This is a genomic window from Nocardia sp. NRRL S-836 (assembly GCF_001279525.1).
Taxonomy (GTDB): domain Bacteria; phylum Actinomycetota; class Actinomycetes; order Mycobacteriales; family Pseudonocardiaceae; genus Lentzea.
Genome location: NZ_LGDY01000080.1, coordinates 46,116 through 70,618 on the forward strand (window position 1 = coordinate 46,116; position 24,503 = coordinate 70,618).

19 protein-coding genes are annotated in these 24,503 nt (G+C 72.3%); 3 read left to right on the plus strand and 16 right to left on the minus strand.

The window, feature by feature from the left end; translation table 11 throughout:
* Positions 1 to 22: 22 nt before the first annotated feature.
* The 8 genes from ADL03_RS09050 to fabG are packed head-to-tail and all read right to left on the minus strand — an operon-like array spanning position 23 to position 7,845.
* On the minus strand, positions 23 to 904 hold the full coding sequence (locus ADL03_RS09050) for an alpha/beta fold hydrolase (RefSeq protein WP_053732921.1): 882 nt from the start codon (positions 902 to 904) through the stop codon (positions 23 to 25).
* Positions 901 to 2,151, minus strand: a complete 1,251-nt coding sequence (locus ADL03_RS09055) for an NAD(P)/FAD-dependent oxidoreductase (RefSeq protein ID WP_053732922.1) — start codon at positions 2,149 to 2,151, stop codon at positions 901 to 903. Before ADL03_RS09055 ends, ADL03_RS09050 begins: the two co-directional genes overlap by 4 nt.
* Complete coding sequence (locus ADL03_RS09060; RefSeq protein WP_053732923.1) at positions 2,148 to 2,876, minus strand: nitroreductase family protein; 729 nt, start codon at positions 2,874 to 2,876, stop codon at positions 2,148 to 2,150. The genes ADL03_RS09055 and ADL03_RS09060 overlap by 4 nt, the downstream gene beginning before the upstream one ends.
* Entirely contained in the window at positions 2,873 to 5,134 is a 2,262-nt protein-coding gene (locus tag ADL03_RS09065; protein ID WP_053732924.1) for a beta-ketoacyl-[acyl-carrier-protein] synthase family protein, read from the minus strand. The genes ADL03_RS09060 and ADL03_RS09065 overlap by 4 nt, the downstream gene beginning before the upstream one ends.
* 46 nt (positions 5,135 to 5,180) lie before the next feature.
* Positions 5,181 to 6,254, minus strand: coding sequence for an aminomethyltransferase family protein (locus ADL03_RS09070; RefSeq protein ID WP_053732925.1), 1,074 nt, complete (start codon positions 6,252 to 6,254; stop codon positions 5,181 to 5,183).
* Between the two features lie 7 nt (positions 6,255 to 6,261).
* Positions 6,262 to 6,741 (minus strand): 3-hydroxyacyl-ACP dehydratase FabZ, encoded by a 480-nt coding sequence (fabZ, locus tag ADL03_RS09075; RefSeq protein WP_053732926.1) that lies wholly within the window; start codon positions 6,739 to 6,741, stop codon positions 6,262 to 6,264.
* Complete coding sequence (locus tag ADL03_RS09080; protein WP_053732927.1) at positions 6,738 to 7,043, minus strand: acyl carrier protein; 306 nt, start codon at positions 7,041 to 7,043, stop codon at positions 6,738 to 6,740. Before ADL03_RS09080 ends, fabZ begins: the two co-directional genes overlap by 4 nt.
* A gap of 55 nt (positions 7,044 to 7,098) precedes the next feature.
* Positions 7,099 to 7,845: a 3-oxoacyl-ACP reductase FabG gene (gene fabG / locus ADL03_RS09085; protein ID WP_053732928.1), complete on the minus strand. Its 747-nt coding sequence runs from the start codon at positions 7,843 to 7,845 to the stop codon at positions 7,099 to 7,101.
* A 142-nt stretch (positions 7,846 to 7,987) separates the two neighbouring features.
* Between fabG and ADL03_RS09090 the strand changes: the two genes are divergently transcribed.
* Positions 7,988 to 9,598, plus strand: coding sequence for an FAD-dependent monooxygenase (locus tag ADL03_RS09090; RefSeq protein WP_053732929.1), 1,611 nt, complete (start codon positions 7,988 to 7,990; stop codon positions 9,596 to 9,598).
* Between the two features lie 317 nt (positions 9,599 to 9,915).
* Here the strand turns inward: ADL03_RS09090 and ADL03_RS09095 are convergent, their stop codons facing one another.
* Together ADL03_RS09095 and ADL03_RS09100 are read right to left on the minus strand one after the other, a co-directional pair.
* Positions 9,916 to 11,391 (minus strand): AfsR/SARP family transcriptional regulator, encoded by a 1,476-nt coding sequence (locus ADL03_RS09095; RefSeq protein ID WP_053732930.1) that lies wholly within the window; start codon positions 11,389 to 11,391, stop codon positions 9,916 to 9,918.
* Positions 11,388 to 12,608, minus strand: a complete 1,221-nt coding sequence (locus tag ADL03_RS09100) for a macrolide family glycosyltransferase (RefSeq protein ID WP_053732931.1) — start codon at positions 12,606 to 12,608, stop codon at positions 11,388 to 11,390. Before ADL03_RS09100 ends, ADL03_RS09095 begins: the two co-directional genes overlap by 4 nt.
* A 258-nt stretch (positions 12,609 to 12,866) precedes the next feature.
* Between ADL03_RS09100 and ADL03_RS09105 the strand changes: the two genes are divergently transcribed.
* On the plus strand, positions 12,867 to 13,976 hold the full coding sequence (locus ADL03_RS09105) for a DegT/DnrJ/EryC1/StrS aminotransferase family protein (RefSeq protein WP_053732932.1): 1,110 nt from the start codon (positions 12,867 to 12,869) through the stop codon (positions 13,974 to 13,976).
* Positions 13,977 to 14,007: 31 nt separating this feature from the next.
* Here ADL03_RS09105 and ADL03_RS09110 read toward each other — a convergent pair whose 3' ends face one another.
* The 5 genes from ADL03_RS09110 to ADL03_RS09130 form a co-directional block, all read right to left on the minus strand.
* Positions 14,008 to 15,402, minus strand: coding sequence for an NDP-hexose 2,3-dehydratase family protein (locus ADL03_RS09110; RefSeq protein WP_231641682.1), 1,395 nt, complete (start codon positions 15,400 to 15,402; stop codon positions 14,008 to 14,010).
* 19 nt (positions 15,403 to 15,421) lie between these two features.
* Positions 15,422 to 15,988, minus strand: a complete 567-nt coding sequence (locus ADL03_RS09115) for a dTDP-4-dehydrorhamnose 3,5-epimerase family protein (RefSeq protein WP_053732933.1) — start codon at positions 15,986 to 15,988, stop codon at positions 15,422 to 15,424.
* 75 nt (positions 15,989 to 16,063) lie between these two features.
* Complete coding sequence (locus tag ADL03_RS09120; protein ID WP_231641684.1) at positions 16,064 to 17,035, minus strand: NAD(P)-dependent oxidoreductase; 972 nt, start codon at positions 17,033 to 17,035, stop codon at positions 16,064 to 16,066.
* A 2-nt stretch (positions 17,036 to 17,037) separates the two neighbouring features.
* Entirely contained in the window at positions 17,038 to 18,264 is a 1,227-nt protein-coding gene (locus ADL03_RS09125; protein ID WP_053732934.1) for a class I SAM-dependent methyltransferase, read from the minus strand.
* Between the two features lie 33 nt (positions 18,265 to 18,297).
* Positions 18,298 to 21,021, minus strand: a complete 2,724-nt coding sequence (locus tag ADL03_RS09130; RefSeq protein WP_197288214.1) for an AAA family ATPase — start codon at positions 21,019 to 21,021, stop codon at positions 18,298 to 18,300.
* Between the two features lie 697 nt (positions 21,022 to 21,718).
* Between ADL03_RS09130 and ADL03_RS09135 the strand changes: the two genes are divergently transcribed.
* The gene (locus ADL03_RS09135) at positions 21,719 to 22,696 is read left to right on the plus strand and encodes a zinc-binding dehydrogenase (RefSeq protein ID WP_053732935.1); all 978 of its coding nucleotides are present in this window, start codon (positions 21,719 to 21,721) and stop codon (positions 22,694 to 22,696) included.
* A gap of 120 nt (positions 22,697 to 22,816) precedes the next feature.
* Here ADL03_RS09135 and ADL03_RS09140 read toward each other — a convergent pair whose 3' ends face one another.
* On the minus strand, positions 22,817 to 24,313 hold the full coding sequence (locus tag ADL03_RS09140) for a hypothetical protein (protein WP_053732936.1): 1,497 nt from the start codon (positions 24,311 to 24,313) through the stop codon (positions 22,817 to 22,819).
* Positions 24,314 to 24,503 lie beyond the last annotated feature (190 nt).

Genomic DNA, 24,503 nt, shown 5'->3' on the forward strand with positions numbered 1-24,503 from the left:
TTGCCGACGAGCCGGGTGCCGGTCAGAGCCGGCGCCGCCGGGTGGGCACCGCCGCGGCCTTCTCGGTGCCCAGGAAACCCAGCAGCAGCTTGCTGACGATCTCCGGCTGGTCCAGCGGGATCCAGTGGCTGGCGTCCTCGACGCGCTCGTAGCGCCACGAGCCCTTGACGAACTTCACCGAGCCCGTCATGCCCTCTTCGAGCAGCGCCTTGTCCCCGGTGGACCAGATGCCGAGGGTGGGCGCGAGCACGGGCGGGAAGTTGCCCTCCACGCGCAGCTCGGCCTCGGGCGAGCGGTTGGCGCGGTACCAGTTCAGCGCCGCGGTGAGCGCGCCCGGCTTGGCCAGCTCGCGCGGGTAGCGCTGGTGGTCGCCCTCGCCGCCCATGATCTCCTTGAACAGCCGCCACCCGTTGCGCCGCAACAGCTGCTCGCTCACGCCGGGGAACTGGTAGAAGAGCATGTACCAGCTGGCCTTGCGCTGCTCGATCGACGGCGTGCCGAACACGCCGGGGTGGCCGACCGACAGCACGGCGAGGTGGTCGACGCGGCGCGGCATCAGGAACGCGTACATCCACGCGATGGCGGCGCCCCAGTCGTGTCCGACGATGTGCGCCTTGGGGATGCCGAGGTGCTGCGTCAGCGCCACGACGTCGTTGACGATCGTGCGCATGTCGTACGCCTCGACCTCCTGCGGCTTGCCGGACTCGCCGAAGCCGCGCAGGTCGGGCGCGATGACGCGGAAGCCCGCCTCGACCAGCGGGTCGATCTGGTGCCGCCACAGGTAGTGCGAGTCGGGGAAGCCGTGCAGCAGCACGACCGGGTCGCCCTCGCCCTTGTCCACGTAGGCGATGTCGATGCCGTTGACGTGTGCCGCCCCGGTCAGCAGGGTGTCCTTGACGCTCATGCCCTCTCCCTGAACAGCCTCTCGGCGAAGAACTCGCTGAACCCGAACTCCGGCACGTCCTCGGGCGGGACCATGTTGAGCAGGCCGGTCACCGACGCGGCGAAGTTGTCGGCCATGAGCTCGCGCGCCCGGCGGCGGCGCTCGGCCGCGGCGGGCCCGAACTCGCAGTGCAGCTTGGCGATGATGCCCGCGCCGAAGTGCAGCCGGTCCATCCGGAACTTCCGCTCGGCCAGGTACCCCTCGAAGGCGGCGGGCGACCAGTCGTCGCCGCCGGTCAGCACCTCGCACACGGCGCGGGTGTCGCGCAGGCTGCACGACAGGCCGGTGCCGAGCACGGTGTCGGCGTTGCCCGCCTCGTCCCCGACGAGCACCACGCCGTCCTGGACGATCGGCTGCTCGGGGAACATCGCCACCGACGGCCACAGCTTGAGCGGTCCGATCGGCTTCGCGGCGCTGTACACGGCCTTGCCGCGGTCGGGCAGCGACGCCAGCTCGAAGTCCGCGATGAACCGCCTCTCGCCCTCCTGGCCCTGGTAGAGCTTCCGGTTGGCGGTCGGGAAGTTGATGTAGAGCCGGGCGTTGCCGTCGCCCTGCGGGAACACCATGAACATCTTCTCGTCCTCGGTGCCCATCGCCTGCACGTCCATCGGCCAGTCGTCCAGGCCGGTGACCCGCAGGCCGCCACCCCAGTGGTGCACCGAGGTCGCCATGGACACGCCGATCTGCCGGCCGACCGTGCAGCCGCGGCCGGTGGCGCCGATGACGATGCGCGGCTTGGCCAGGTGTTCCTGGCCCGCATGGGTCCAGCGGACCTCCGGGCTGGTTCCGGCGGTGACCCGCACCCGCTGCGCACCCATGACCACTTTCGCGCCGTTGTCCTCGGCCTGCTCGGCCATCAGCGCGCAGACCTCGTGGTGCGGGAACGACATGGGGCCGCCGACGCCGGGCACGAACCGCGTCATGTCCACGGTCTCCGCCTCGGCCGGGTCGACCGTCTCGTCCCACTGCGTCCACTCGCGGATCTCCCACGCGCCGCCGAGACCGAACGCCTCCTCGACGCCCAGCGTCTGCGCCTCGCGCAGGCCCCACGGCGCGATCCACTCGCCGCGCACGATGTCCTGGTAGGTCTCCTGCTTCTCCAGCAGCACCACGGACAGCCCGTTCTGCACGAGGTTGGCCGCGGCGGACGCGCCCGCGATACCGCCGCCCACCACGACGACGTCGATCCCGGTGTGCTCGACGGTCATGCCTGCCACCTCTCCCAGGACGTGCGCTCCTTGGCCGGAACCCGTTTGGCGGGACGGAAATCCGTGCCGATCGTGTAGGCGACCGGTACCAGGCAGACCTGCGTGACACCGGCGGGGATGCCGAGCAGCTCGGCGACCTGCCGCTCGAACGGCAGGTGCATGCACGTGATCGTGCTGCCGAGACCGCGGCTGCGCAGGGCCAGCTGGAACGACCAGACGGCGGGGAAGATCGAGCCGTAGAAGTTGCTGGCCCGCATGGCCCCGATCCGCACGCCCTCCTGCCAGGTGCCGAGGTTGCGGGTGCCGGTCGCTCCGAGCCACTCCGCGTCGATCGCGCCGATGTCCGGCGGACGGCCGAGCACGCACGGGATCACCAGTGCGGGCACCCTGGCGATGGTCTCGGCCAGCGCGGCGGCGGAGGCGTTGTTCTTCCTCGCCTGCGGGTTGTTGCGCCGGCGCCCGGACCGCGTCCACACCTCTTTCTGGTGGAACTGCCAGGAGATGTCGAACAGCTCAGCCAGCCGGTCCTTCACCGCCTGCTCGGTGATCACGACCCAGCGCCAGTTCTGCTGGTCGTTCGCGGTCGGTGCCTGGACGGCGACCTCCAGCGCCTCCTCGATCACCGCGCGCGGCACGGGCCGGTCGAGGTCGAGCCGACGGCGCACCGACCGGGTGGTGGTGAGCAGCCGGTCGGTCTCCAGCACGTCGAAGGGCAGGCCGGTCACACCGCACCCAGCAGGGTTCCTCCGCGCACCGAGCCGGGCGCGGCGCTGAGCACGAGGGCCTTGGCCGGCGTGGCCGGCAGCTCGGGCTTGGTGACGTAGGACTCGACCGTGCCGGCACGGGGGCTGGTCAGGCCGGTGATGGCCGGTGCGACGCCGTCGCGCAGGGCGAGCGCGGCCAGTGCCAGGTTCAGCGCGCCGGTGGCCGCGCCCGCGTCACCGGTCAGGCCCGCGGTGGCGGTGAGCCGGGCGGACGGGACGGCGCCGAGCACCGCGCCCGCCTCCGCCTCGTCGGTCGCGCCGCCGGTGGCCGCGCCGACCACCAGTTCCACGCCCTCGGTGGGCAACGCGGCGATGGCGCGTTCCACCAGGGCTCGCTCGTCGTCCGCTCCCGCGCTCGCGTGGGCGCTGCTCAGCACCCGCGCGTACGGGGTCGCGCCCCTGGCGGCGGCGTGCGCGGCGGACTCGACGACCAGGGCCACCGACGCGGACGCGGACGCCTCGCCCGAGTCGCGGTCGTAGGGGTCGACCCGCGCGCCGTCGCCGGGCCGCGGTGACTCGTCGGCGGCGACCACGACCACCACGTCCGCCTTGCCGGCGCGAATGGTCTCCACCGCGCAGTCCAGCGCGATGGACGCCGAGGCGTTGCCGTTGCAGATCGTCGTGGTCGGGCCGCGCAGCCCCAGGGTCTGGCACACCGCGCCGCCGGTGGCGTTGAGCACCACGTTGGAGAAGCTGAGCACGGCGGGCTTGTTCGGGTTGGCCAGCACGCTCTCGTCGAACCCGCCGGTGCTCTCCACCGAGCCCGCCGCGGTGGCGAAGACGACGCCCACGTTGTCCAGTGCGGCGCGGGGCAGCTTCAGCCCGGCGTCCTCCCAGGCCAGCCGGGAGGCGGCGATCGCCATGCGGGACAGGTTGTTCATGTGCCGCCACAGCGAGCGCGGCGCGAACGTGCGGCCCTCCAGGGACGGCTCCGCACCGACCGCGGTGCGGCCGTTGGCGACCGCCTCGGCGACCTCGGCGATGCCCGTGCCCAGCCCGGTGACCGGTCCGAGGCCGGTGAGGACGACCTCGGTGGCGGGCAGCTCGTCGTACTCGCGCGGGCCGCCGGGGCGGCGCAGCACGAGCGAGGCGTTGTTGCCGCCGAACGCGTAGTTGTTGGACACCACGACGTCCATGGGCAGCGGACGCGCGGTGTTCGGCACGAAGTCCAAGGTGGACTCCGCGATCGCCTCGTCGGTGAACCCGATGGTGGGCGGCGCGGTCGAGGTGCGCAGGGCCAGCACGCTGGCCACCGCCTCGACCGCGCCCGCCGCGCCCAGCGTGTGCCCGATGAAGCTCTTGATGCTGCTGGTCGGCACCTGGGGCGCCCGCTCGCCGAACACGGCGCGCATGACCTTCTTCTCCATGGCGTCGTTGGCGGGCGTGCCGGTGCCGTGCCCGTTGACGTAGTCCACGGCGTCGGCGTCCAGACCGGCGTCGGCCAGCGCCCGGCGCATCGCCGTGGTGCCGCCGCGACCGGTCGGGTCCGGCGCGGTGGCGTGGTAGGCGTCGGCGGACAGGCCGTAGCCCGCGACCTCGGCCAGCGGCTCCGCTCCCCTGGCCAGGGCGTGGTCCAGCGCCTCCACGACCAAGAACGCGGCGCCCTCGCCCAGGTTCAGCCCGTCCGAACGGCTGTAGGGGCCGCACGGGCGGGCGCTGAGGGCCTGCAAGCCCGCGAACCCCGCGTAGGTGCCGAACAGCAGGGGGTCGACGCCGCCGGCGAGCACCACGTCCGCCTCACCGGTGAGGATCTTGTCCTTGGCCAGGCCGACGGCGTTGCCGCCCGCCGCGCACGCGGTCGAGACCAGGATGCGCGGGCCGGCCATGCCCAGCCTGCGGGCGACGACGTCGCCGGTCGCGTGCATGGGCTGGTAGCCACCCGCCGCGGTCGGGGTGGCCTGGCACTTGCCGAGGACCAGCCCGAACCGCTCGGCAGGCAGGTCCGCGCCCAGCCCCGCCTGCGTGACCGCCTGCCGGGCCGCGACGAGGGCGAGCCGGGCCGTGCGGTCCAGCCCGGTGTCCTCGGCCGGCAGCTGCGCGTCGATCCACTCCTCGGGCACCTGGCCCGCGAACCTGGCCTCGAACGCGGCGAACCGTTCGTCGTCCACGGCGGTGATGCCGCCCGCGCCCGCGGTGAGCCGCGCCCAGAACTTCTCCGGGTCCCGGCCCACCGCGCAGATCACCCCGACTCCGGTGATGACCACTGGCCGCAGCGCCATGCTTGCTCCTCCTCGCGACCCCCGGGCGACCGCCCGGGTGACCAGATCAGATGATCGGGGTGCTCCAGCTCTTGGGCGTGACGTACGGGCTGGTCAGCGTGCTGACCTCGGTGTCGCCGACGGTGAGCGTGAGCCCGGCGGCGGCCAGGTCCGGCGGCAGCCGCAGCAGGCCGAGGGAGGACTTCAGCGCGATGCTGTGCACGGCGTGGACGACCTCGCCGATCTTCTCCCCGCCCACGGTGACCGGCGTCCCCGGCGCGGGCACCTCGGTGCCGCCGGAGAAGCCGACCGTGCGGCGCTCCGCCGTGCCCTCGAAGGCGGCCACCACGGCGTCACGTCCGACGAACTCCTCCTTGGTGATGTCCACGAGCCAGCCCGCGCCCATCTCCAGCACGTCGACGCCCTCGCCCGCCTCGTGGCGCACGACCGGCTGCCGCACCTCCAGCATCGCCAGCTCCACGGCCTCCTGACCGGCGGGCACGGCGTGCTCCAGTGCCTTGGTCCACAGCCGCTCCGCCGACTCGCGCGGCACCAGCACCTTGTAGCCGTACTCGCCCGTCACGCCGGTGCGGGCGAAGAGGATGTCCACGCCGTCCCACTGGCTGTCCACAACGGACTCGAACGGCAGCGCGGCCAGCTCGCCGTCGATCAGCCGGCCGACCACGCCCCACGCGTACGGGCCCTCCAGGCCGAAGAGCGCGTGCTCCGCGGTGCGGTCGGTGATCTCCACGCCGGGCTCGGCGTGCGCGCGCAGGTGCTCCAGCAGCCGGGTGCCCGCGCCGGTGGAGGACTCCAGCAGCAGGCCGTCCTCCCGGCCCCACACCACGACCTGGTCCACGACGGCGCCGTCCTCGGCGAGCACCAGGCTCGTCATGCAGCGCTCGGCGGTCAGGTACTCCACGTCGCGCGCCAGCACCTTCTGCGCGAAGTCGATGGCGCCGCTGCCGGAGAGCTCGACGATCCGCTCGCCGGACAGGTCCAGCAGGGCGGCGCGCTCCCGGATCGCCTGGTACTCGGCGTCGAGCGTGCTGAACCGGAGCGCGACCTCGGCGTCCAGGACGGTGCCGTACGCGGTGCCTTCCGGGTGCGCGGCCTTCACCGGCGACGTCAGGGGTTCCATTGTCGTGTCAAACCTTTCCGGTAGGGCTGGTGGCTGCCGGGTCGGCGATGGTGATGGTGCCCTCGGCGGCGATCTGGCCGTCGACCCTGGCGCTCACCCTGAACTCGCTGAAGCCCCGGCCTCCCGCCGTGCGGTCGGCGGTGAGGAGGAGCTGGTCGCCCGGCACGACGGGGCGGCGGAACCGCATCGTCCGCACGCCCGCGAGGTAGCCGATCGGCCCGGCGCCGGCGAGGGCGAACACCACGCCGGCCAGCTGGGCCATCGCCTCGATGATGATCACGCCCGGAAGCACGGCCGCCGTCGGGAAGTGCCCCTGGAACCACATCTCCGTGGCCGCGACGTTCTTGATCCCGACCGCGCCGACGCCGGGCTCGACCTTCTCGACCCGGTCGATCAGCAGGAACGGCCACCGGTGCGGCAGGATCTCGCGGAGCTGGTCGTTGGTCAGCGACGTCCCCGCCCGCACGGGCTCCCGGGTCGCCGTCATGCCGAACCGGTCGGCGCCTGCTCGGCCAGGGCCGGGTTCACGTGGTCGGCCAGGCGCGACACCGAACCGAACACCGACATGTCGCTGTCGTAGAGGGCGACGCCGAACTCGGCCTCGATCGCCACGTACAGCTCCAGCACGTCGAGGCTGTCGAGCTCCAGTCCGCGGCCGAACAGCGGCTGGTCGTCGGTGATCCACGCGGGCTCGATCGGCAGGTCGAGCCGCGAGACGATCATCTTCTTGATCTGGGCGCACGTGTCGTGCCGGGCGGCCGCCGTGGCGCGCAGTTCGTCGAGGGTCACGCTTGTCCTTCCGTCCACTGTGTACTGCGGCTCGCTGGTTCTTGCTGATGGGGGATCAGCCGAGCCCGCCGCCGTTGGCGACGAACGTCTCGCTGGTGATGTAGGACGCCTTGTCGGAAGCCAGGAACGTGACGAGGTTCGCGATCTCCTCCGGCCGGCCCATGCGGCCGAGCCGGATGCGCGAGGCATAGCCGTCGCGCAGCTTCGCGGGGATGACCCTGGTCATGTCGGTCTCGACGAACCCCGGCGCCACCACGTTGACGCGCACGCCGTGCGGAGCGGCCTCGTAGGACAGCGCCTTGGTGAACGCGATGATCGCGCCCTTGGACGCGACGTAGTTCGTCTGGCCGGGGAAGCCGCCGTCCAGGCCGCTCGCGGAGCTGAGCGTCACGATCGCGCCACGCCGCTGGTGCTGCATGATGCGCATCGCCTCGCGGCAAGCGAGGAACGTGCCGTGCACGTTGATGTCCATCGTCTCGCGGAACATGTCGCTGCTCATCGCGACCAGGTGCCGGTCCCGCGTCACGCCCGCGCTGGTGACCAGCACGTCGAGCCGGCCGTGCTCGGAGCGCACGGAGCGGAACAGCTCGCGCACCGCGTCCTCGTCGGTCACGTCGGCCCGCACCGCGCTCGCGCTGCCGCCGTTCTGCTCGACCTGCGCGACCAGCTCCTTGGCGTGCTCCTCCGAGCGCGAGTAGTTGACCACCACGTGCACGCCGTGGGCCGCCAGGTCCACCACGACGGCCCGCCCGATCCCGCGCGACCCGCCGGTGACCACGGCGACCGATCCTTCGGCGAACATGGTGCCTCCCCCGTTGTCCAAGGCTTGCCCGCTGCGCACGCCGTCGTTCTGGCGCAACGCTACTGACCTGCGACTTCAGTGCTCTATCACTTCGATATCCGCCTCCTTGACGTCCCCGCGGCGGTGTCGCAGGCTCCTGCCCATGGCTGACTTCGAGGTCGACGTCCTGATCGTGGGTGGTGGCCCGGTCGGCCTCGCCGCGTCGATCGAGTGCTCCCGGCAGGGGTTGACGTCACTGCTGGTGGAGCGGCATGCCGGGACGTCGATCTTTCCCAAGGCGCGTCTGGTGTCCACCCGCACGATGGAGCTGGTGCGGGCGTGGGGTCTGGCGGAGGAGGTCGAGCGCGTCGGCCTGCCGCGCGAGGACAGCCTGGCCGTCGGCGTCGGTTCCTCGCTGACCGCGGCCGACTTCCACCGCGAGGTCGCCCCGCTCACCGAGGACGCCCCGCAGAGTCCCACGTACACCTACATCTGCGCGCAGGACAGGTTCGAGGTGGTGCTGCGCGGCCTGGCCGAGCGCTCGCCCGGCGCGGACGTCAGGTTCTCCACCACGCTCACGTCACTGGAGCAGGACGAGTCCGGTGTGGACGCGGTGGTCGAGTCCGCGTCCGGCCGTGCCACCGTGCGGGCCCGCTACGCCATTGCCGCGGACGGCGGGCGCAGCACCGTGCGCGAACGGCTCGGCATCGGCGTCGAGGGCCCGCCACCGCTCGGGCACATGATCAGCATCATGTTCGACGCCGACCTGGTGCCGCTGCTGACCGGCAGGATGTGCGCGCTGTACTTCATCCGCAGCGCGATCCCGTGCGCGGTGGAGGCGGTGGACAACCAGCGGCGCTGGATCATCCAGACCGGCTACGACCCCGCGGAGGGCGGCAGCGAGGCCGACTTCACGCCCGAGTTCTGCGTGCGGGTGGTGCGCGAGGCCGTCGGCGTGCCGGACCTGGACGTCGAACTGGTCGGCGTGATGCCGTGGCTGCAGCAGGCGGTGACCGCGACGCGCTTCCGCTCGGGCCGGGTGTTCCTGGCGGGCGACTCGGCGCACGTGTCCACGCCGCAGGGCGGGTTCGGGATGAACTGCGGCATCCAGGACGCGCACAACCTCGTGTGGAAGCTGGCGGCGGTGCTGTCGGGCACGGCCGGCGAGGCCCTGCTCGACACCTACGACGCCGAGCGCCACCCGATCGGCGAGCGCACCGTCGGCGAGAGCCTGGCGAACGCCTTCATCACGTTCCAGATGATGGAGGGCAAGCTGTCCATGAAGGAGGCCATCGCTCAGCAGGCGGGCCGGCGCAGCTGCGAGGGCCTGGTCCTCGGCTTCCACTACGACTCCGCCGCCGTCGTGCCGGACGGCACCGGCGCACCGGTGGTCGAGGACCCGTACCGGACGTACGTCCCGACCGCGCGACCCGGCCACCGCGCGCCGCACGTGCCACTGACCCGGGCTGCGGAGACGTTGTCCACATTGGACCTGTTCGGTGCGGGGTTCGTCCTGCTCACCCCGGCGGGCAGCGGCTGGGCGCAGGCGGCGAAGGAGGTCGGCTCCCGGACCGGCGTGGCGATCACGGCGGTCGAGGTGTCGGCCGACGGCTCGACCGCCGTGGTGTCGCCGGAGTTCGCCTCGGTCTACGGCGTGGGTGCGGTGGGCGCGGTGCTGGTGCGGCCGGACGGGCACGTGGCTTGGCGCAGCACGGCTGCCGCGTCGGCGGACGTGCTGTCGGCGGCGGTCGACGCCGTTCTCGCACGTGGTTGACCGGTCTGTTGCCCCAGGCGCCGGGCGGGCAGCGGGATCACGCGGGCCGTTGCGGCGCGCATCAGCCGAGCGGGCATCATCGGCCGAGCGAGCAGCATCAGCCAAGCGAGCGGCACCGGCCAAGCGAGCGGCACTGGCCAAGCGAGCGGCACTGGCCAAGCGAGCGGCACTGGCCAAGCGAGCGGCACTGGCCAAGCGGGCAGCATCGGCCGAGCAGGCGGGACCAGCCGGGCGGGCGGGACCGGCCAAGCGAGCAGCATCGGCCGAACAGGCGGCACCGGCTAAGCGGGCGCCATCGCCCAAGCGGGCGGCACCGGTCAGGCAGGCACGCCGGTCAGGCGTCGGCGGGCCTGGCGGTGCGGTGCCGTCCGGACGCCCGCCGCCGCGCGGCGCAGCGGCAGCGGGAAGCCGTCCGCCGAGCCGACGATCCTGCTCGCCTCACCGCGTTCCTCGGCCACCCAGTCGTTCCCGAGCAGCATGGTCAGCAGCTGCCACGACTCCTCCGCCGTCAGCGGGTCCAGGAACGCCCGGTGCGCGCCATGCCGGGCGACCAGCTCGTCCATCGGCTGCCTGCTGGTGACGATGACCCTCGTGTGCGCGCCGCTGGGCAGCAGCGGCCGCACCTGGGCGTGGTCCACCGCACCGTCCAGCACCACCAGCACCCGCTTGTGCGCCACCGTGCTGCGGTACAGCGCGACCTTCTCGCCCGGATCGTCCGGAATGGACTCCGCGGTCACGCCGAGCGCCCGCAGGAACCGGTCCAGCACCACGGCCGGCGGTACCGGGCGGTCGAAGTCGTCGACCAGGTCGCAGTGCAGCTGCCCGTCCGGGAACCGGTCGAGGCGGTGGTGCGCCCAGCGCAGCGCCAGCGCCGTCTTGCCCACCTCGCCGGGTCCCGACAGCACGACCACACCGGGCACGTCGGGGCCCGGCGCGAGGGCGGCGTCCAGCTCCGCCAGCTCGGCCGACCGACCGGCGAACGGCAGGACCTGGCGCGGCAGCTGGGACGGCGCCACCGCCTGCACCTCGGCACGGACCGGAGCGAGCAGCGCCGGCGCGTCACGCAGCACCTGCTCGTGCAGCTCCCGCAGTTCCGGACCGGGCTCCAGGCCGATCTGCTCGACCAGCACCCGCCGGGCGTCCTGGTAGGTGCGCAGCGCGTCGGCGCGCCGACCCGACCGGTACTGGGCCAGCATCAGCTGTGCCCGCGCCCGTTCGCGCAGCGGGTGTTCGGCCACCACCGCGGCCAGGTCCTTGCCGACCCGGTGGTGCAGCCCGAGCCGCAGCTCCAGCTCGGCGCACGCCTCCACCGCGTCCAGCCGCGCGGACTGCAGCGACAGCGCTTCCGCGCGCAGGCCCGGCAGGTCCTCGAACGGCACACCGCGCCACAACCCCAGCGCCTCGCGGAACAGCGCCGCGGCGCCCGCCACGTCACCGCTCGCCGCGCGTGGCCGGGCCCGGCCGACGAGTCCGTTGAACCGCAACCAGTCCACGGCGTTCTCGTCCAGCCGCGCCACGTAGCCGGGGCTCGCGGTGTCGATGGCCCGGCCCGCCTCGCCGAGCGCCCTGCGCAGCCGGGACACGCAGATCGCGATCTGACCGCGCGCGCTGGCCGGCGGGTCGCCGTGCCACACCGCCTCGATCAGCCGGTCCACGCTGACCACGCGGTTGGCGTCGAACAGCAGCCGCGCCAGCACCGCGCGTTCGCGGGGACCGCCCACCCGCTTCTCCACGCCGTCGCGCAGGAACCGGATCGGGCCCAGCACGCCGAACTCGGCCGGGGCGGGGCTCAACGCGACCGCGCCAGGTGCTGCTCGACCACGTCGGCGGCGCGCGCCGCACCGCCCGCTTCCGCGACGGCCTTGCGCATGAGGTCCGACCGGGCCGCGACCTCCTGGTCGCCGAGCACCGACGTGACCGCGTCGACCAGCGTCGCGGGCGTGAGGTCGGCGGGGTCGAGCACGGTGCCGAGGCCCAGCTCGCGGACCCGCCACCCGGTGGGCCGGTCGAGCGCGGAACCCGGCACGCACACCATCGGCGTGCGCGATCGCAGCGCCTCCATCACCGTGCCCATGCCGGCGTGGGTGACGCACAGGGCCGCGTGCTCCAGCACGGCCACGTGCGGCACGAAGTCGTGCACCTCGACGTTGGGCGGCAGGTCGCCGAGCGAGGCGCGGTCCACACCGCCGCCGGTGGTCATCACCGCGTGCCACGGCCGGCCGCGGAACGCTTCGACACACGTGCGGAAGAAACCCTCGTCCTCGTTGAACACCGCGCCGAGCGACACCAGCACCACGGGCAGGTCGCCGGCGGGCGGCATCCACGCCCCGAGGAAGCTGCGGTCGCCGACGCACGGCCCGACGAACGCGAACCGCTCGTCGAAGGTCTCGCCCGCGTACTGGAACTCCCGTGGCACGGTGACCACGCTCAGCGGCGGCACCTCGAACCACACCTCGTGCGGCGCGGCGGTCACCCCGTAACGGGCGCACAGCGCGCCGATGCGCCCCATCGTGGCGCCGACCCACTCGGGCATCTCCCTCGGCCGTTCCGCGGCCGGCCGCTCGGCGGCGTCGGACTCGGGGTTGTACATGGCGTTGAGGAAGGAGAAGTGCTCGTTGGAGGCGAACACCGGGATCACCTGCGCGGCGGGGAGATCCCAGTGCCGGGCCAGCACGCGGGCCGCGTAGAGCACCGAGGTGTCGTAGACCAGGCAGTCCGGCCGGTCGCCGTCGAGCTCGGCCGTCGCGGTGGCGAGCATGGCCTCGCTCTCGTCGAGCAGCACGCCCATCAGGTAGCCGGGATCGTTCGCCACGCGGGCGAAGTCGGCGTCGCGGTAGCGGGACGGGTAGGTCACGACGGTGGCGCCGGCCTCGGCGGCGATCTCCGCCATGCTCGGCGCGGTCAGGTAGGTGACCCGGTGCCCGCGCGCGGCCAGTTCGGTGACCACCGCGAGGTTCGGGATGACGTGCCCGTGATCCGGGTGGCACATGAACAGGAAATGCCGCGACATTTGTCGTCCTCGCCCCGATTGTTGTGCTGGAATCCGGCGACCCTGCCGGGAGCGTGGTCACCGTAAAGCGCCCGCAAGCGGCCTGGACACCCCCTAATCCCCCTGTTTCCCGGCCACTCGACGGCCGCGGGCGAACGAACGGCCGTTCGCCCCCTGCGGGCCGCGCCGACCACCCTGACCTGCAGATTAGGGGTTACCCCCTAGCCGGGGGCCAGACCTAGGCTGACCCGGAAACCGACCACAGCGAAAGGGCTGCCGATGGCCACGCTCGTCTGGGACTACTCGCGCGAATACGAATTGGAGCGCAAGGACATACTCGACGCGGTCGAGACCGTTTTCTCCTCCGGCCGACTCGTCCTCGGGCCGAGCGTGTCGTCCTTCGAGGCGGAGTTCGCGGCCTATCACGGCGTCGCCCACTGCGTCGGCGTGGACAACGGCACGAACGCCCTCCGCCTGGCCCTGCAGGCGCTCGGCGTCGGCCGTGGCGACGAGGTGGTCACGGTGGCCAACACCGCCGCGCCGACCGTGCTGGCGATCGACGCCGTCGGCGCCACACCGGTGTTCGTCGACGTGGACCCGGACACCTACCTGATGGACGTCGCCCAGGTGGCCTCGGTGATCACGCCGCGCACCAAGGTCCTGCTGCCGGTGCACCTGTACGGCCAGTGCGTGGACATGCAACCGTTGCTGGAACTCGCACGGCGGCACGGCCTGCTGGTGCTGGAGGACTGCGCCCAGGCGCACGGCGCGCGCCACCACGGCCGGGTGGCCGGGTCGATGGGCGACGCCGCCGCGTTCTCCTTCTACCCCACCAAGGTGCTCGGCGCCTACGGCGACGGCGGCGCGACGATCACCGACAACCCGGAGGTGGACGCGAACCTGCGCCGCCACCGGTACTACGGCATGGAGAAGACCTACTACGTCGTGGAGACGCCCGGCCACAACTGCCGGCTCGACGAGGTGCAGGCGGAGATCCTGCGCCGCAAGCTCGTCCGCCTGGACGACTACGTCGCGGCGCGGCAGGCGGTGGCCGCGCGGTACGCGGAAGCGCTGGCGGACACCGACCTGGTGCTGCCCGCGACCGCGCCGGGCAACACGCACTCTTACTACGTCCACGTGGTGCGCCACCCGCGGCGCGACGACATCCTGGAACGCTTGAAGGCGCACGACATCCACCTGAACATCAGCTACCCGTGGCCGGTGCACACCATGACCGGTTTCGCGCACCTGGGCTACGCCGAGGGCAGCCTGCCGGTGACCGAGCGGGTGGCCGGCGAGATCTTCTCGCTGCCGATGTACCCGTCGCTGCCCCAGGAGACGCAGGAGCGCGTGGTGGACGCGCTCAAGCAGGTGCTGGCGACGCTCTGACCGATCCGGTTGGCGGGCGGTACCGCCCGCCTCACCCCCGCGTGATGAGGCTGCGCAGGCACAGCAGCAGGCTGCGGGCCTGGATGTTGACGTAGAAGCTGTGCCGCAGCAGCTCTTCGTACTGGTGCACGGTCAGCCACCGGTACTCGGGGTCGTCCCGCGCGACCTCGGCGTCGGTCTCCACCACCAGGTACCGGTTGCGGGCGCCCAGGAACCGGCCGCCTTCCTCGGACAGCACGGCGTCGAAGCGGATCCTGGTCGAGCCGAGCACCTCGTCGAGGAACCGGGGCCGCACCGGCAGGTGGTCGTGTGCCTCGGGCACGCACTGCACGGTGGGCGCCAGCTCGGTCACGTCGGTGTAGCCGGGCTCGGTGCGGGCGTGGGTGAGCACGTGCAGCACGCCGCCGATCTCCTTGACCAGGAACGCGATCACGCCCGTGCCGACCGGTTCGATCATCGGCTGGGACCAGGTCCCGACCTCACGCCCACCGGCCCGCACGTCCACGCCCACGACGGTGAAGAACCCGCCGCCGCGGTGCGCGATGACGCCGTTCTCGCGGGTCCAGTCCGGCAACCCGGCCAGCGGGCCGAGGGTGACCCGGAGGTCGGTGCGCGTGCGGACCTCGGTGATCCAGCTCAGCACCTCCCCGATGGTGTGCACGCCGGGCGTGGCCGGGTCGCCGGACCGGACCAGGGCTTCGCCGAACGGGTCGGCCGCCGCCCCGGCCAGGGCCGCGCCGCCGCCGGGCAGGCAGGCCAGCACCGTGCGGGCGTCCATGTTCACCAGGTCCGGCACGGTCATCAGGCCGGCGAGCTCGCCGAGGGTGAACCAGCGGAACCCCTCGCGCACCTCGACGTCGCCGTCGACCTCGACGACCATGTTGCGGTTGCGCTTGCGGTAGAACCACGCGCCCTGCTCGGACTGCCGGATGTCCACCAGGACGTGGTGGCCGGAGGTGTCGCGGAAGTGCTCCAGGTAGGGAATGGGCTTGCCCTGGTGCACGCGGGTGTAGTTGCTGCGGGTGGCCTGCACGGTCGGCGACAGCTGCAGGCCGTTGACGTTGCCCGGTTCGTGCTTGGCCTGCATCAGGCAGTGCAGCACGCCGTCGATCTCCCGCACGAGGATGCCGAGGATGCCGATCTCCGGCTGGTTGATGATCGGCTGGGACCAGTGCGGCACGAGCGCGCCCGGCAGGTCGACGGTGAGCGACTCGACGCTGAAGAACCGGCCGGTGTGGTGGCGCAGGTTGCCGGTGCCCGGTTCGGTGAGCCAGCCCGTGAGGCCGTCCAGCGGCACGCGCTCGACGGTCATCCAGCTGTGTTCGGCCGTGCGGGCGAGCCAGGCGTGCACGGCGTCGGCGTCACGCGCGGCGAGCATCGACTCGGCCAGGCGCGTCTGGACAGGACGGCGGGTGGGCGCGGTCACCTGGGGTGCTCTCCTCGGCTCAGGCGGCGTGTACCGGCAGCAGTCCGTTGTCCCGTGCGAGGACCAGGCCCGGTGCGGTGCGGTCGCGTTCGGACAGCACGACGTCGGCCGGCACGGGCAGCGCCAGGTCCGGGTCCACGAGGGACACCGCCAGCTCGTCGGCGGGTTCGTAGGCGCGGGACAGCAGGTAGTGCACGGTGGAGTGGTCGTCCAGGGCGATGAACGCGTGGCCGAGTCCTGGCGGGAGGTAGACGGCGCGGAAGCCGTCGCCCGACAGCTCGACGGAGTCCCACGCGCCGAACGTCGGCGAGCCGACCCGCAGGTCCACCACGATGTCCAGCACCCGCCCACGCGAACAGGTCACGTACTTCGCGCAACCCGGTGCCGTGCGGGCGTAGTGCACGCCGCGGGCAACCCCGCGGCGTGACACGCTGGCGCTGGCCTGGGCCACGGCGAACAGCGGCGCACCGACCGCCTCGGCGAACACCTCGTGCTGGAACGGGGAGACGAACAGGCCGCGGTCGTCCGGGAACACCTCGGGCTCGAAAACCCAGGCCCCGCCGACAGAAAGTGCGCGGGCTCTCATCGACGACCTCCGTCTCAGGACGGTGATCAGCGTGCAGCGGCCCGAACCGCGTGGTCAACCAGCTTAGGGGAACCCCTATCCGGGGTTAGGGGTGTCCGGCCGTAGATCGTCCACTGAGGACTGGATCAGGTGGGCGACGGTCCTCGACACCGCGTCGGCCAGGGGAACCCGGGCCCGCCAGCCGGTGGCCAGGGTGAGGCCGGCCGGGTCGGCCACGAGGCTGCGGAAGTCCGACGCGGTGGCGTACGGCGGTGGCGGCACCGACCGCACCGGCACGGCCGGGCGGCCGGTCAGTTCCGCGACGGTGGCGGCGACGAGCTCGAACAACGCGCGCACCGCGATCCCGGCGCCCGAGCCGACGAGCCACGCCCGCCCGGCCAGCCCGTCGGCGTGCGCCACGGCCGCCGCGAACGCCTCGGCGACGTCCTCGACGAACACCAGGTCGCGTTCCACGTCCCCGGCTCCCCACACGGTCAGCGGCTCGCCCGCGAGCGCACGCCGTGCCATCGCGGTCACCACGCCCCGGTCCGGGGAGCCGGTGGAGGGGCCGAACACGGTGGGCAGCCTCAGGGAGCAGCCGCCCGCGTCGAGTACGAGCCGTTCGGCGGCGCACTTCTGCCGGTCGTACTCCGACCCGGGGTGGTCGGTTTCGGTGCCGTCGATCCGTTCTGGCGCACCCGGCCCGACCTGCGAGGTGGAGCCGGCGAACACGACGGTCCCCCGAGCGGCGTCCACGGCCTCGGCGACGATGCCGACGTTCACCCTGGCGGCGTCGGCAGCACCGCCGTCCGCGACCCGCCAGGTGCCGCCACCGGTGAACAGCACCAGTGGCAGCACCACGTCCGCGCCCGCGACCGCGGCGGCCACCGCGCCGGGCTCGGTGAGGTCAGCCGCGACGACCTCGGCCGGGAACGGCGGCACGCCGGGATCGCGTGCCACCACCCGCACCCGTGCGTCCAGCGCCGCCAGCCGTGCGGACACCGCGGAACCCACGAACCCCGACCCGCCGAGCACCGCGACGAGCGTGCCGGCCAGTTCTCCCGGCACGCTCACACCACGTGGACGTCGGGCACGTACAGGATCCACTTGCCGCCCGCCGCGCGGAACGCCTCCTCCTTGGCCATGATCTCCCCGGCGTGGTTCCAGGCGAACAGCAGCGCGTAGCCGGGATAGGGGTCGGCGAAGGCGGCCGGCGGGCGCACCGGGATGCCCGAGCCGGGCGCCAGCCGGTGCTGCTTGGCGGGCGTGGTGTCGCTGATGAACTCGACCAGGTCCGGTCCGATGCCGCAGAGGTTCGTGACGGTGGCGCTCTTGGCGGTGGCGCCGTAGCCGACGACCCGCTCCCCCTTCGCCTTCAGGTCCTCCAGCAGCGCCACGAGGTCGGTGCGGATCGCGCGGACCCGGTCGCCGAACCCGTCGAGGACGGCGCGGTCGTGCAGGCCGCGCGCCTGCTCCTCGGCGAGCAGGGCGGCGACGGCGGCGGAGGGGGTGCGCGCACCGGGCAGGGCCAGGGTGTAGCGGACCTCGCCGCCGTGCACCGGCAGGCGTTCGACGTCGACCAGCTCCAGGCCGTGCCGGCGGGCCATGGCGTCCACGGAGGTGGCGCTGAAGAGGAAGAAGTGCTCGTCGTAGATCTGGTCGAACGAGGTCTGCTCGACGATGTCGCCGAGGTAGGGGTCCTCGAACACGAACGCCCCACCGGGTTTGAGCAGCGCCACGACACCGCGCAGGATCGAGTCCGCGTAAGGGATGTGGCAGAACGTGTTCGCGGCGTACACGAGGTCGGCCGGACCGTCCTGGTCGCGGATGGACAGCGCGGTGGACTCCTCGAAGAAGTCCTTGCGGACCCGCACGCCCGCCTCGGCGGCCAGGTCGGCGACGGCGCCGGACGGTTCCACGCCCAGGTGCCGCACGCCCGCCGCCGCGACGGTGCGCAGCATGGTGCCGTCGTTGCAGCCCAGCTCGACCACGAGCGGGTCCTCGCCCGCCAGCTCGGTGCTCAGGAACCGCTCGGCCAGGGCGCGGAAGTGCTCGCGCATCACCGCGGACCCCTGGGACAGGTAGGGGTAGTCCTGGTGGAACATCTTCTCCCTGGGCACCTCCTCCATCAGCTGCACCATCGCGCAGTCCGCGCACGCGCCCACGGCGAGGCGGTAGGTGAACTCCAGGGAGGTGTCCTCAGGCAGCCGGAACGCGTCGGACAGCGGCTGCTGGCCAAGGTCGAGGAACTCGGTGACCGTCCCGGCGCAGACGCGGCAGGTGGACTGGTTGGGCATCGGCGGGTTCTTTCTACTCGGGTTGTGCACGGGTCACCCGCGGGCTTCGAAGGCCCGTGGTCCGGCGCCGGTCCGCTGGGACAGGCGGTGCGGCAGGTCCGCCCGGCTGCGCATGCCGAGCTTGCGGTAGACCCTGGTGAGGTGTTGCTCGACGGTGCTGACGGTGATGTAGAGGATGGCGCTGATCTCGCGGTTCGTGTGGCCCTTCGCGGCGAGCTCGGCCACGCGCAGCTCGGACTCGCTCAGGACCGATCGCCCGTCACCGGCGTCGCCGTCCTCCCAGTCGACCGGGATGGGCAGGGCACCGGAGTAGGACGCCTTGGTCTCGGCCACCGCGTTGCGGGACAGCTCGCGGGCCTCGGCGTGCTTGCCCAGGGTGTCGAGCGCTTCACCGAGGTCGGACAGGGCGCGGGCCAGCTCGACCCGGTCACCCGCCCGCCGCAGGTGCCGCACGGCCTCGCGCAGCAGCGCGGGCCGCTCGGCGAGCTCGCCCGCGGCGGCGAGGACCCGCAGCGCCGCGCCGCGGGTGCGGCGGTCGCCGGCCGGCAGCAGCATCTGCTCGCTGATCAGCTCGCGAGCCGCCTCCGGGCGGCCGAGGGTGAGGTTGGCCTGGGCGAGACCGCAGCGCCACGGCGCGAGCACCGGCAGGTCGACGCCCCACTCACGCATCCGGGTGCCGCAGTTCTGGAAGTCGCTGATGGCGGCGAGCACCCGCCCGACGGCGAGGTTGCCGTTGCCGCGGGCGTGCAGGTAGCGCAGACCGGCGGCGGTGGCGAACATGGCGTCGGGCACGCGCAGCCGCATCACGTCGGCGATCACGCGGTGCCGGCCCAGCGCGGTGTTGGCCTCCAGCAGCACGGCCAGCGGGTAGCCGATGGACAGGCCCCAGCCCTCGTGCGGCAGCAGGGCGAGCGCGGTCTCGGCGCGTGCGGCGGCCACCACCACCTCTCCGCGCCGTAGCGCGATGTCGGCCCGGACGACCTCCAGGATCGCCTGCCAGGTCACCGCGCCACCGCGGACCGCCTCGGCGGTGAGCCGGTCGCACCACCGCTCGGCCCGGTCGGGGTGGCCGCTGTGCACCAGGATCAGCAGGGCGGTGAGCACGACCTCCAGCGACATGTCGCCGAGCCGGCAGCTCCGCAGGATGTGCTCCGCGCTGGCGATGGCGTCGGGGTGGAACTCAGCGGTCCAGAAGGTGCCGATGGCCTGCGCCGCGGCCACCCACGGGTCCGCGTCGGCCACGACGTCGGTGGCCACGGCGGTCGCCGGGTCGAGGCCGTGGAACCACTGGCAGACGATGCGCAGCTCGGCCGCGCTCTGCGCGTCCAGCATGCCGGGGTTCTCGTCGAGCACGGCGAGCGCGCGCACGGCCGTGGCCTCGTCCCCGATCCACAGCGCGTGGTGCACGACGGTCATGGCGTCCCGGCCGCTCAGCCCGCCCGCCCACATCGCCTCGTGCAGGGGTTCCATGTGCACGACGGCCGCGGCCGGGTTGACCCGCCACAGCGCCCGGACCAGGACGCTGGTGACGCCCAGCCGCTCGTCCGGCTCGACCACGGGCAGCGCGGGTTCCAGGTACCGCACGGCCGCCGCCACGTCGTCGCCCATGAGCGCCTGTTCGGCGGCGATGCGCAGCACGGCGACCGGCCAGCCCGATGCGACCCGGTCGGCGGCCACGAGGTGGTCGGCCACGACGGCCGCCGCCGCGCCGCGCTGGTAGAGCAGTTCGGCGGCACGGGCGTGCAGCCGCACCCGTTCGGCGCCCGGCGTGCTGTCGAGGATCGCCGCCCCCGCGCCTGGGTGGCGGAACCGACCGTCGAGCAGGAGGCCGGCGGCGGTGAGCACGTCGACCGCCTGTTCGACGGCCTCGGGCGTGGTGCCGGCCAGCCGGCCGAGCAGAACGGGGGTGCGCTCCTCGCCGAGCACGGCGATGGCGCGCGCGACCTCGAACAGCCCCGCCTCCCAGCGGTGCAGGCACTCCAGCACCGCGCGCTTGAACGCGGGACCGACCTGGTCGGGACCGGTGTCGTGCCCGGCCTCCAGGTCTTCGACCAGTGCCTGGACCAGCATCGGGTTGCCGCCGCTGAGGGTGTGCCAGGCGGGCGCGAGCGCGTCGGGATCGGCCACCCGGTCGCGCAGCAGGTCGGCGATCGCGCACGCCGACAGCGGTGCGAGCCGGATGCGGTGGTGCGGCCGCCGGGTCAGCTCCGCGTGGAACAGCGGCAGCGTCGGCTGCGGCTGCTGCCACTCGGCGAGCACGACGAGCACCCGCCCGGCCCTCATCCGCCGCCGCAGGTAGAGGATGAACTGCAGCGAGGAGTCGTCGGCGAATTGCACGTCGTCCACGCACAGCACGACCGGGCGTTCCCGCGACAATTCGAGAAGAATTTGACACAATTCATGCACGGGCCGCACGTGAGAATGAGGGATGCTCCGCACGTCCGCCCCGGAGTCATTTACGGTCGCGGCGATCGGCGTGATGAGATGGGAAACGCGGTCCGCTATTTCCGGCGGCAGTCCGGCGCCGTGGAACAACTGGTCGATCACACCTGCTTGCAGAGGACGCTCGGCCGGCGCGCCCGTCGCGGTCAGCAACAACGCCCCGGAGGCGGCGGCGTGCCGCTGGAACCGCTGGAGCAGTTCGGTCTTCCCGCTGGCCAGACCGCCGCTGACCAGCGCGATCCTGCCTGTCCCCGCCGAGCACTCGGCGAGCAGGCCGACCAGTTCGGCGAGCGCGTCACCATGGTCTGTCGGCACCAACCGTCCAGTTCCCTCCAACATGGCCACCGATGGTCTTTCCGCTACAGCTCACCCCAAGTGGACGCTTTATAGCACGGCTTCGCGGCTTGTCCAGCACCTTCGGCGCCACCTCCCGAGAACAGCGGTCAAACGTGTTCCCGGCGCACCTGCGAACCATTGGAATCACGAATCCGAATTCGACCGGCCGCGTCTCAACTGGTGGCGAACGGGCTAACCGGTACGGCCGAACCGCAGACCGCCGGACCTCGGGCACGCGATTGCGGAACGTTCCTTAGCACAGCACGGGCGGGACATCATCGTGTTGATCGAATCCGTGTCGCAACCGTAGTCACGCCTCCGCGGCGGGTACGGGACCCCGAAGTGCCGCACGCCGGACGCGTCCCGGCGCCGCCCAGCCACGACCAAGATCCACAACTGGTTCCCACACGGTCGGCGGGGTTGCCCAAAGCGGTGTAGGACAAATGACATGGGTAACCGATACACCGCCGGAACGGTGAATCTTTCCCACGAACCGGACATAACACCGAATATGCCGAGTCCGGCGTGGACACTCAAGACGGACATTTCCGTGCACTCCACCAGGTGTGAAGATCACGTGGCTGTGACATCACGCTCATCATCGTCAGCAGCGGCATAGCGCGGCCGGCTGCCGCGTTGTGCTGACACGTTCCCCGCTCTCTCGGAAAGGCATGTCGTGCGCGCACTGGTCCAGCAGAAGTTCGGTGACCCGGCCGAGGTCCTCGCGGTGCAGGAGGTACCCGCTCCGCGGCCCGGTCCTGGAGAGGTCCTGGTGCGGGTGCTGCTCTCCCCGATCCACAACCACGACCTGTGGACCGTGCGCGGCAGCTACGGTTTCAAGCCCGAGATGCCCGCACGCTCCGGCACCGAGTTCGTCGGGGTCGTCGAGACGCTCGGCGAGGGCGTCGACGGCCTCGCGGTGGGCCAGCGCGTGGCCTCCGGTGGCACCTTCGGCGCCTGGGCCGAGTTCGTGGTCGCCCCCGCCCACACGCTGATCCCGGTTCCCGACGCCATCGGTGACGAGGCAGCGAGCCAGCTGGTGTCGATGCCCTTCAGCGCCATCGCGCTGCTCGACTCGCTGGGGCTCGCCGAGGGTGACTGGTTCGTCCAGAACGCCGCCAACGGAGCCGTCGGCAGGCTCGTCGCCCAGCTGGCGGCGGCCCGCGGCGTCCGCGTCCTCGGCCTCGTGCGCCGTGCCGACGGTGTGGCCGAGCTGCGCGAGCAGGGCATCGGCGACGTCGTCGCCACCGATGACGACGGCTGGCGCGACCGGGTCCGCGAGATCGTCGGCGACGCCCCGATCAGGGCTGGTGTCGACTCGGTCGGCGGTGCGGCCGCGGGCGACGTCGTCTCGCTGCTCGCCGAGGGCGGCCGGCTCGTGGTGTTCGGTGCGATGGCCTCCCCCACCCTCGAGATCAGCTCGGGTGACGTGATCTTCAAGCAGGTGACCATCACCGGTTTCTGGGGCAGCAAAGTCTTTCCCGCGATGGAGGCCGGCAAGCGGGCCTCCCTGCTGGGTGAACTGGTCACGGGCATCGCCTCGGGCGCGCTCACCCTGCCGGTCGAGCACGTGTACCCGCTGGAGGAGATCGCCGACGCCGCGCGGGGCAACGCGGCCCCCGGCCGGACGGGCAAGATCCTTCTGCGTCCCTGACGGGTCCGGACCGCGTCAGGGACGCGGATGACCGACCGGCTCACAGGAACGGCAGCGCATGCTGGCGCGGGAGCACTCCCAGCGTCAGCATGCGCTCAACACCGCACAGCCCCGCGGAACTCAGTGTGCGCTGAGTGCGCCCTTGATGCGGCAGCCGACGCCGCCCTGGCTCTCCAGGCTGTGCTCGGCCGCGCCGACCGGGCTGGTGTGCACGGCCACGGCGACCTTCAGCTCGTCGACCAGCAGGCTGACGAAGGTCTGCATGACCGCCTCGGCGCCCGTGCCGTTGGTCAGGTAGTGCACCTGGTCGGCCTCGTCCGCGACGAACTCGCCGTTGAAGAAGTTGTAGACGGCACCGCTTTCCAGCTTGCGCCGGTGCACCGTCAACCCCGCGGCCGTGAGGTCGCGCTCCGCCAGCGCCTCCAGGCCGCACTGGAGACGCAGCTTCGCCGCGTGCCGCCGGCTGGCGTCGCCCGGGTAGGCCGTGAGCCTGGCCTCCGCCTCGTCGAGCTGGTCGCCGCTGTCGTTGAGCAGCACGACGCCTTCGCCGACGAACAGCAAACCCATGTCCAGGTGGAACTTCCCCGGCTGCTCGACGGGGATCACCCGCTGCACCGCGACACCGAGGTCTTCGGCGATCAGCTCCAGCACCTGGTTGTCGTTGGCGAACAGGTACTCGCCGGCGGTCGCGGCGATCGAGTCCCGCCCGACCAGTGCGATCGTCTCCCCTGCCGCGTTCTCACCGACGATCAGGTTGCCGCCCTCGGCGTAGAACCGGAGGTGTCTCGCTGCGCGGTGCTGCCGCTCGAGCGCGGACTCCACCATCTCGCGGGTCTTGCCCGCGACGACCAGCAACCCTTCCGGCACCCACTGCTTCGACGCGATCGGGTCGAAGACGTCGTTCACGTAGGTGGGGTCCAGCAAGGCCGCCCACCGCGCCTGGCGCCCGGCCACCAGCCCGGCCCGCAACGCGGTGGCGTTGAACTCCTCCAGCACCGCCACCTCTCCGGACTGCAGGTACTCGACGCTGTCCTCGGCCCACTCGGAGGCCACCTGGTCGACGATGGTCCAGTGCGGGTCGAGGCCCTCGAACACGTCGTCCCTCAGCAGGTCGCGCTGCCCGGCCTCGGTGGTGAGGACCCGCAGCCCCAGCTTGAGCGCGCGTGCCTGGTCGGCGAAGAACCGGGCGTGGGCGAACTCGGTGCTCTTCCGCGCGTCCTGCTGCCCGGTCTTGTAGTTGAAGGCGATCACCCTGGTCTTGCCGGCGGGTGTCTTCTTCTGCGGCGGAAGACCACCCGTGTCGCAAGGGCGCACCGCCGCCCGCACCGCGTCCTCCACAGCGGGGAGGTGCTGTTGCGCCTGCAAGGCCGGCAGACTCGCCCGCAGGGAGTGCAGGTCCCGCCGTGACCACGTGTCGAGCTCCTGCAGCGACGAGTCGAGCAGCAGGTTCAGGTCGGCGAGCACCCCCGGGTCGTTCCTCTTCTTGGTCATGTCGAGCAGCAAGGGCACGCGCAGACCGCCGGGCAGCTCCTCCATCTGCTGCAACTTCTGCTCCGGCGCCCAGTCCGTGTCCCACAGGACTGGTGCGGCCGGACCGAACCCCTTCTTGAACCTCATCGCGCGGGCTCCCCTCCTCGTGGTTGACGCTTGCGCGTCCCGAGGTAGATCGCCGCTGCCTGCCCTCGCGCAACGGCGGGTCGTTGGCACTACTCGAAAGCACCAAGCTCCGGCCCATTGCGCAGTGGTGCCGCGTTTGAACCGGCCGCTCCCGTGGTACCGACCAAGACGATCTCTGTCGCGTTCCGGA

Bases quoted from the DNA above. Each gene is read 5' to 3' on its own strand.
- ADL03_RS09050 (WP_053732921.1), bottom strand. From the start codon at position 904: ATGAGCGTCAAGGACACCCTGCTGACCGGGGCGGCACACGTCAACGGC.
- ADL03_RS09055 (WP_053732922.1), bottom strand. From the start codon at position 2,151: ATGACCGTCGAGCACACCGGGATCGACGTCGTCGTGGTGGGCGGCGGT.
- ADL03_RS09065 (WP_053732924.1), bottom strand. From the start codon at position 5,134: ATGGCGCTGCGGCCAGTGGTCATCACCGGAGTCGGGGTGATCTGCGCG.
- ADL03_RS09070 (WP_053732925.1), bottom strand. From the start codon at position 6,254: ATGGAACCCCTGACGTCGCCGGTGAAGGCCGCGCACCCGGAAGGCACC.
- fabZ (WP_053732926.1), bottom strand. From the start codon at position 6,741: ATGACGGCGACCCGGGAGCCCGTGCGGGCGGGGACGTCGCTGACCAAC.
- fabG (WP_053732928.1), bottom strand. From the start codon at position 7,845: ATGTTCGCCGAAGGATCGGTCGCCGTGGTCACCGGCGGGTCGCGCGGG.
- ADL03_RS09090 (WP_053732929.1), top strand. From the start codon at position 7,988: ATGGCTGACTTCGAGGTCGACGTCCTGATCGTGGGTGGTGGCCCGGTC.
- ADL03_RS09100 (WP_053732931.1), bottom strand. From the start codon at position 12,608: ATGTCGCGGCATTTCCTGTTCATGTGCCACCCGGATCACGGGCACGTC.
- ADL03_RS09105 (WP_053732932.1), top strand. From the start codon at position 12,867: ATGGCCACGCTCGTCTGGGACTACTCGCGCGAATACGAATTGGAGCGC.
- ADL03_RS09115 (WP_053732933.1), bottom strand. From the start codon at position 15,988: ATGAGAGCCCGCGCACTTTCTGTCGGCGGGGCCTGGGTTTTCGAGCCC.
- ADL03_RS09125 (WP_053732934.1), bottom strand. From the start codon at position 18,264: ATGCCCAACCAGTCCACCTGCCGCGTCTGCGCCGGGACGGTCACCGAG.
- ADL03_RS09140 (WP_053732936.1), bottom strand. From the start codon at position 24,313: ATGAGGTTCAAGAAGGGGTTCGGTCCGGCCGCACCAGTCCTGTGGGAC.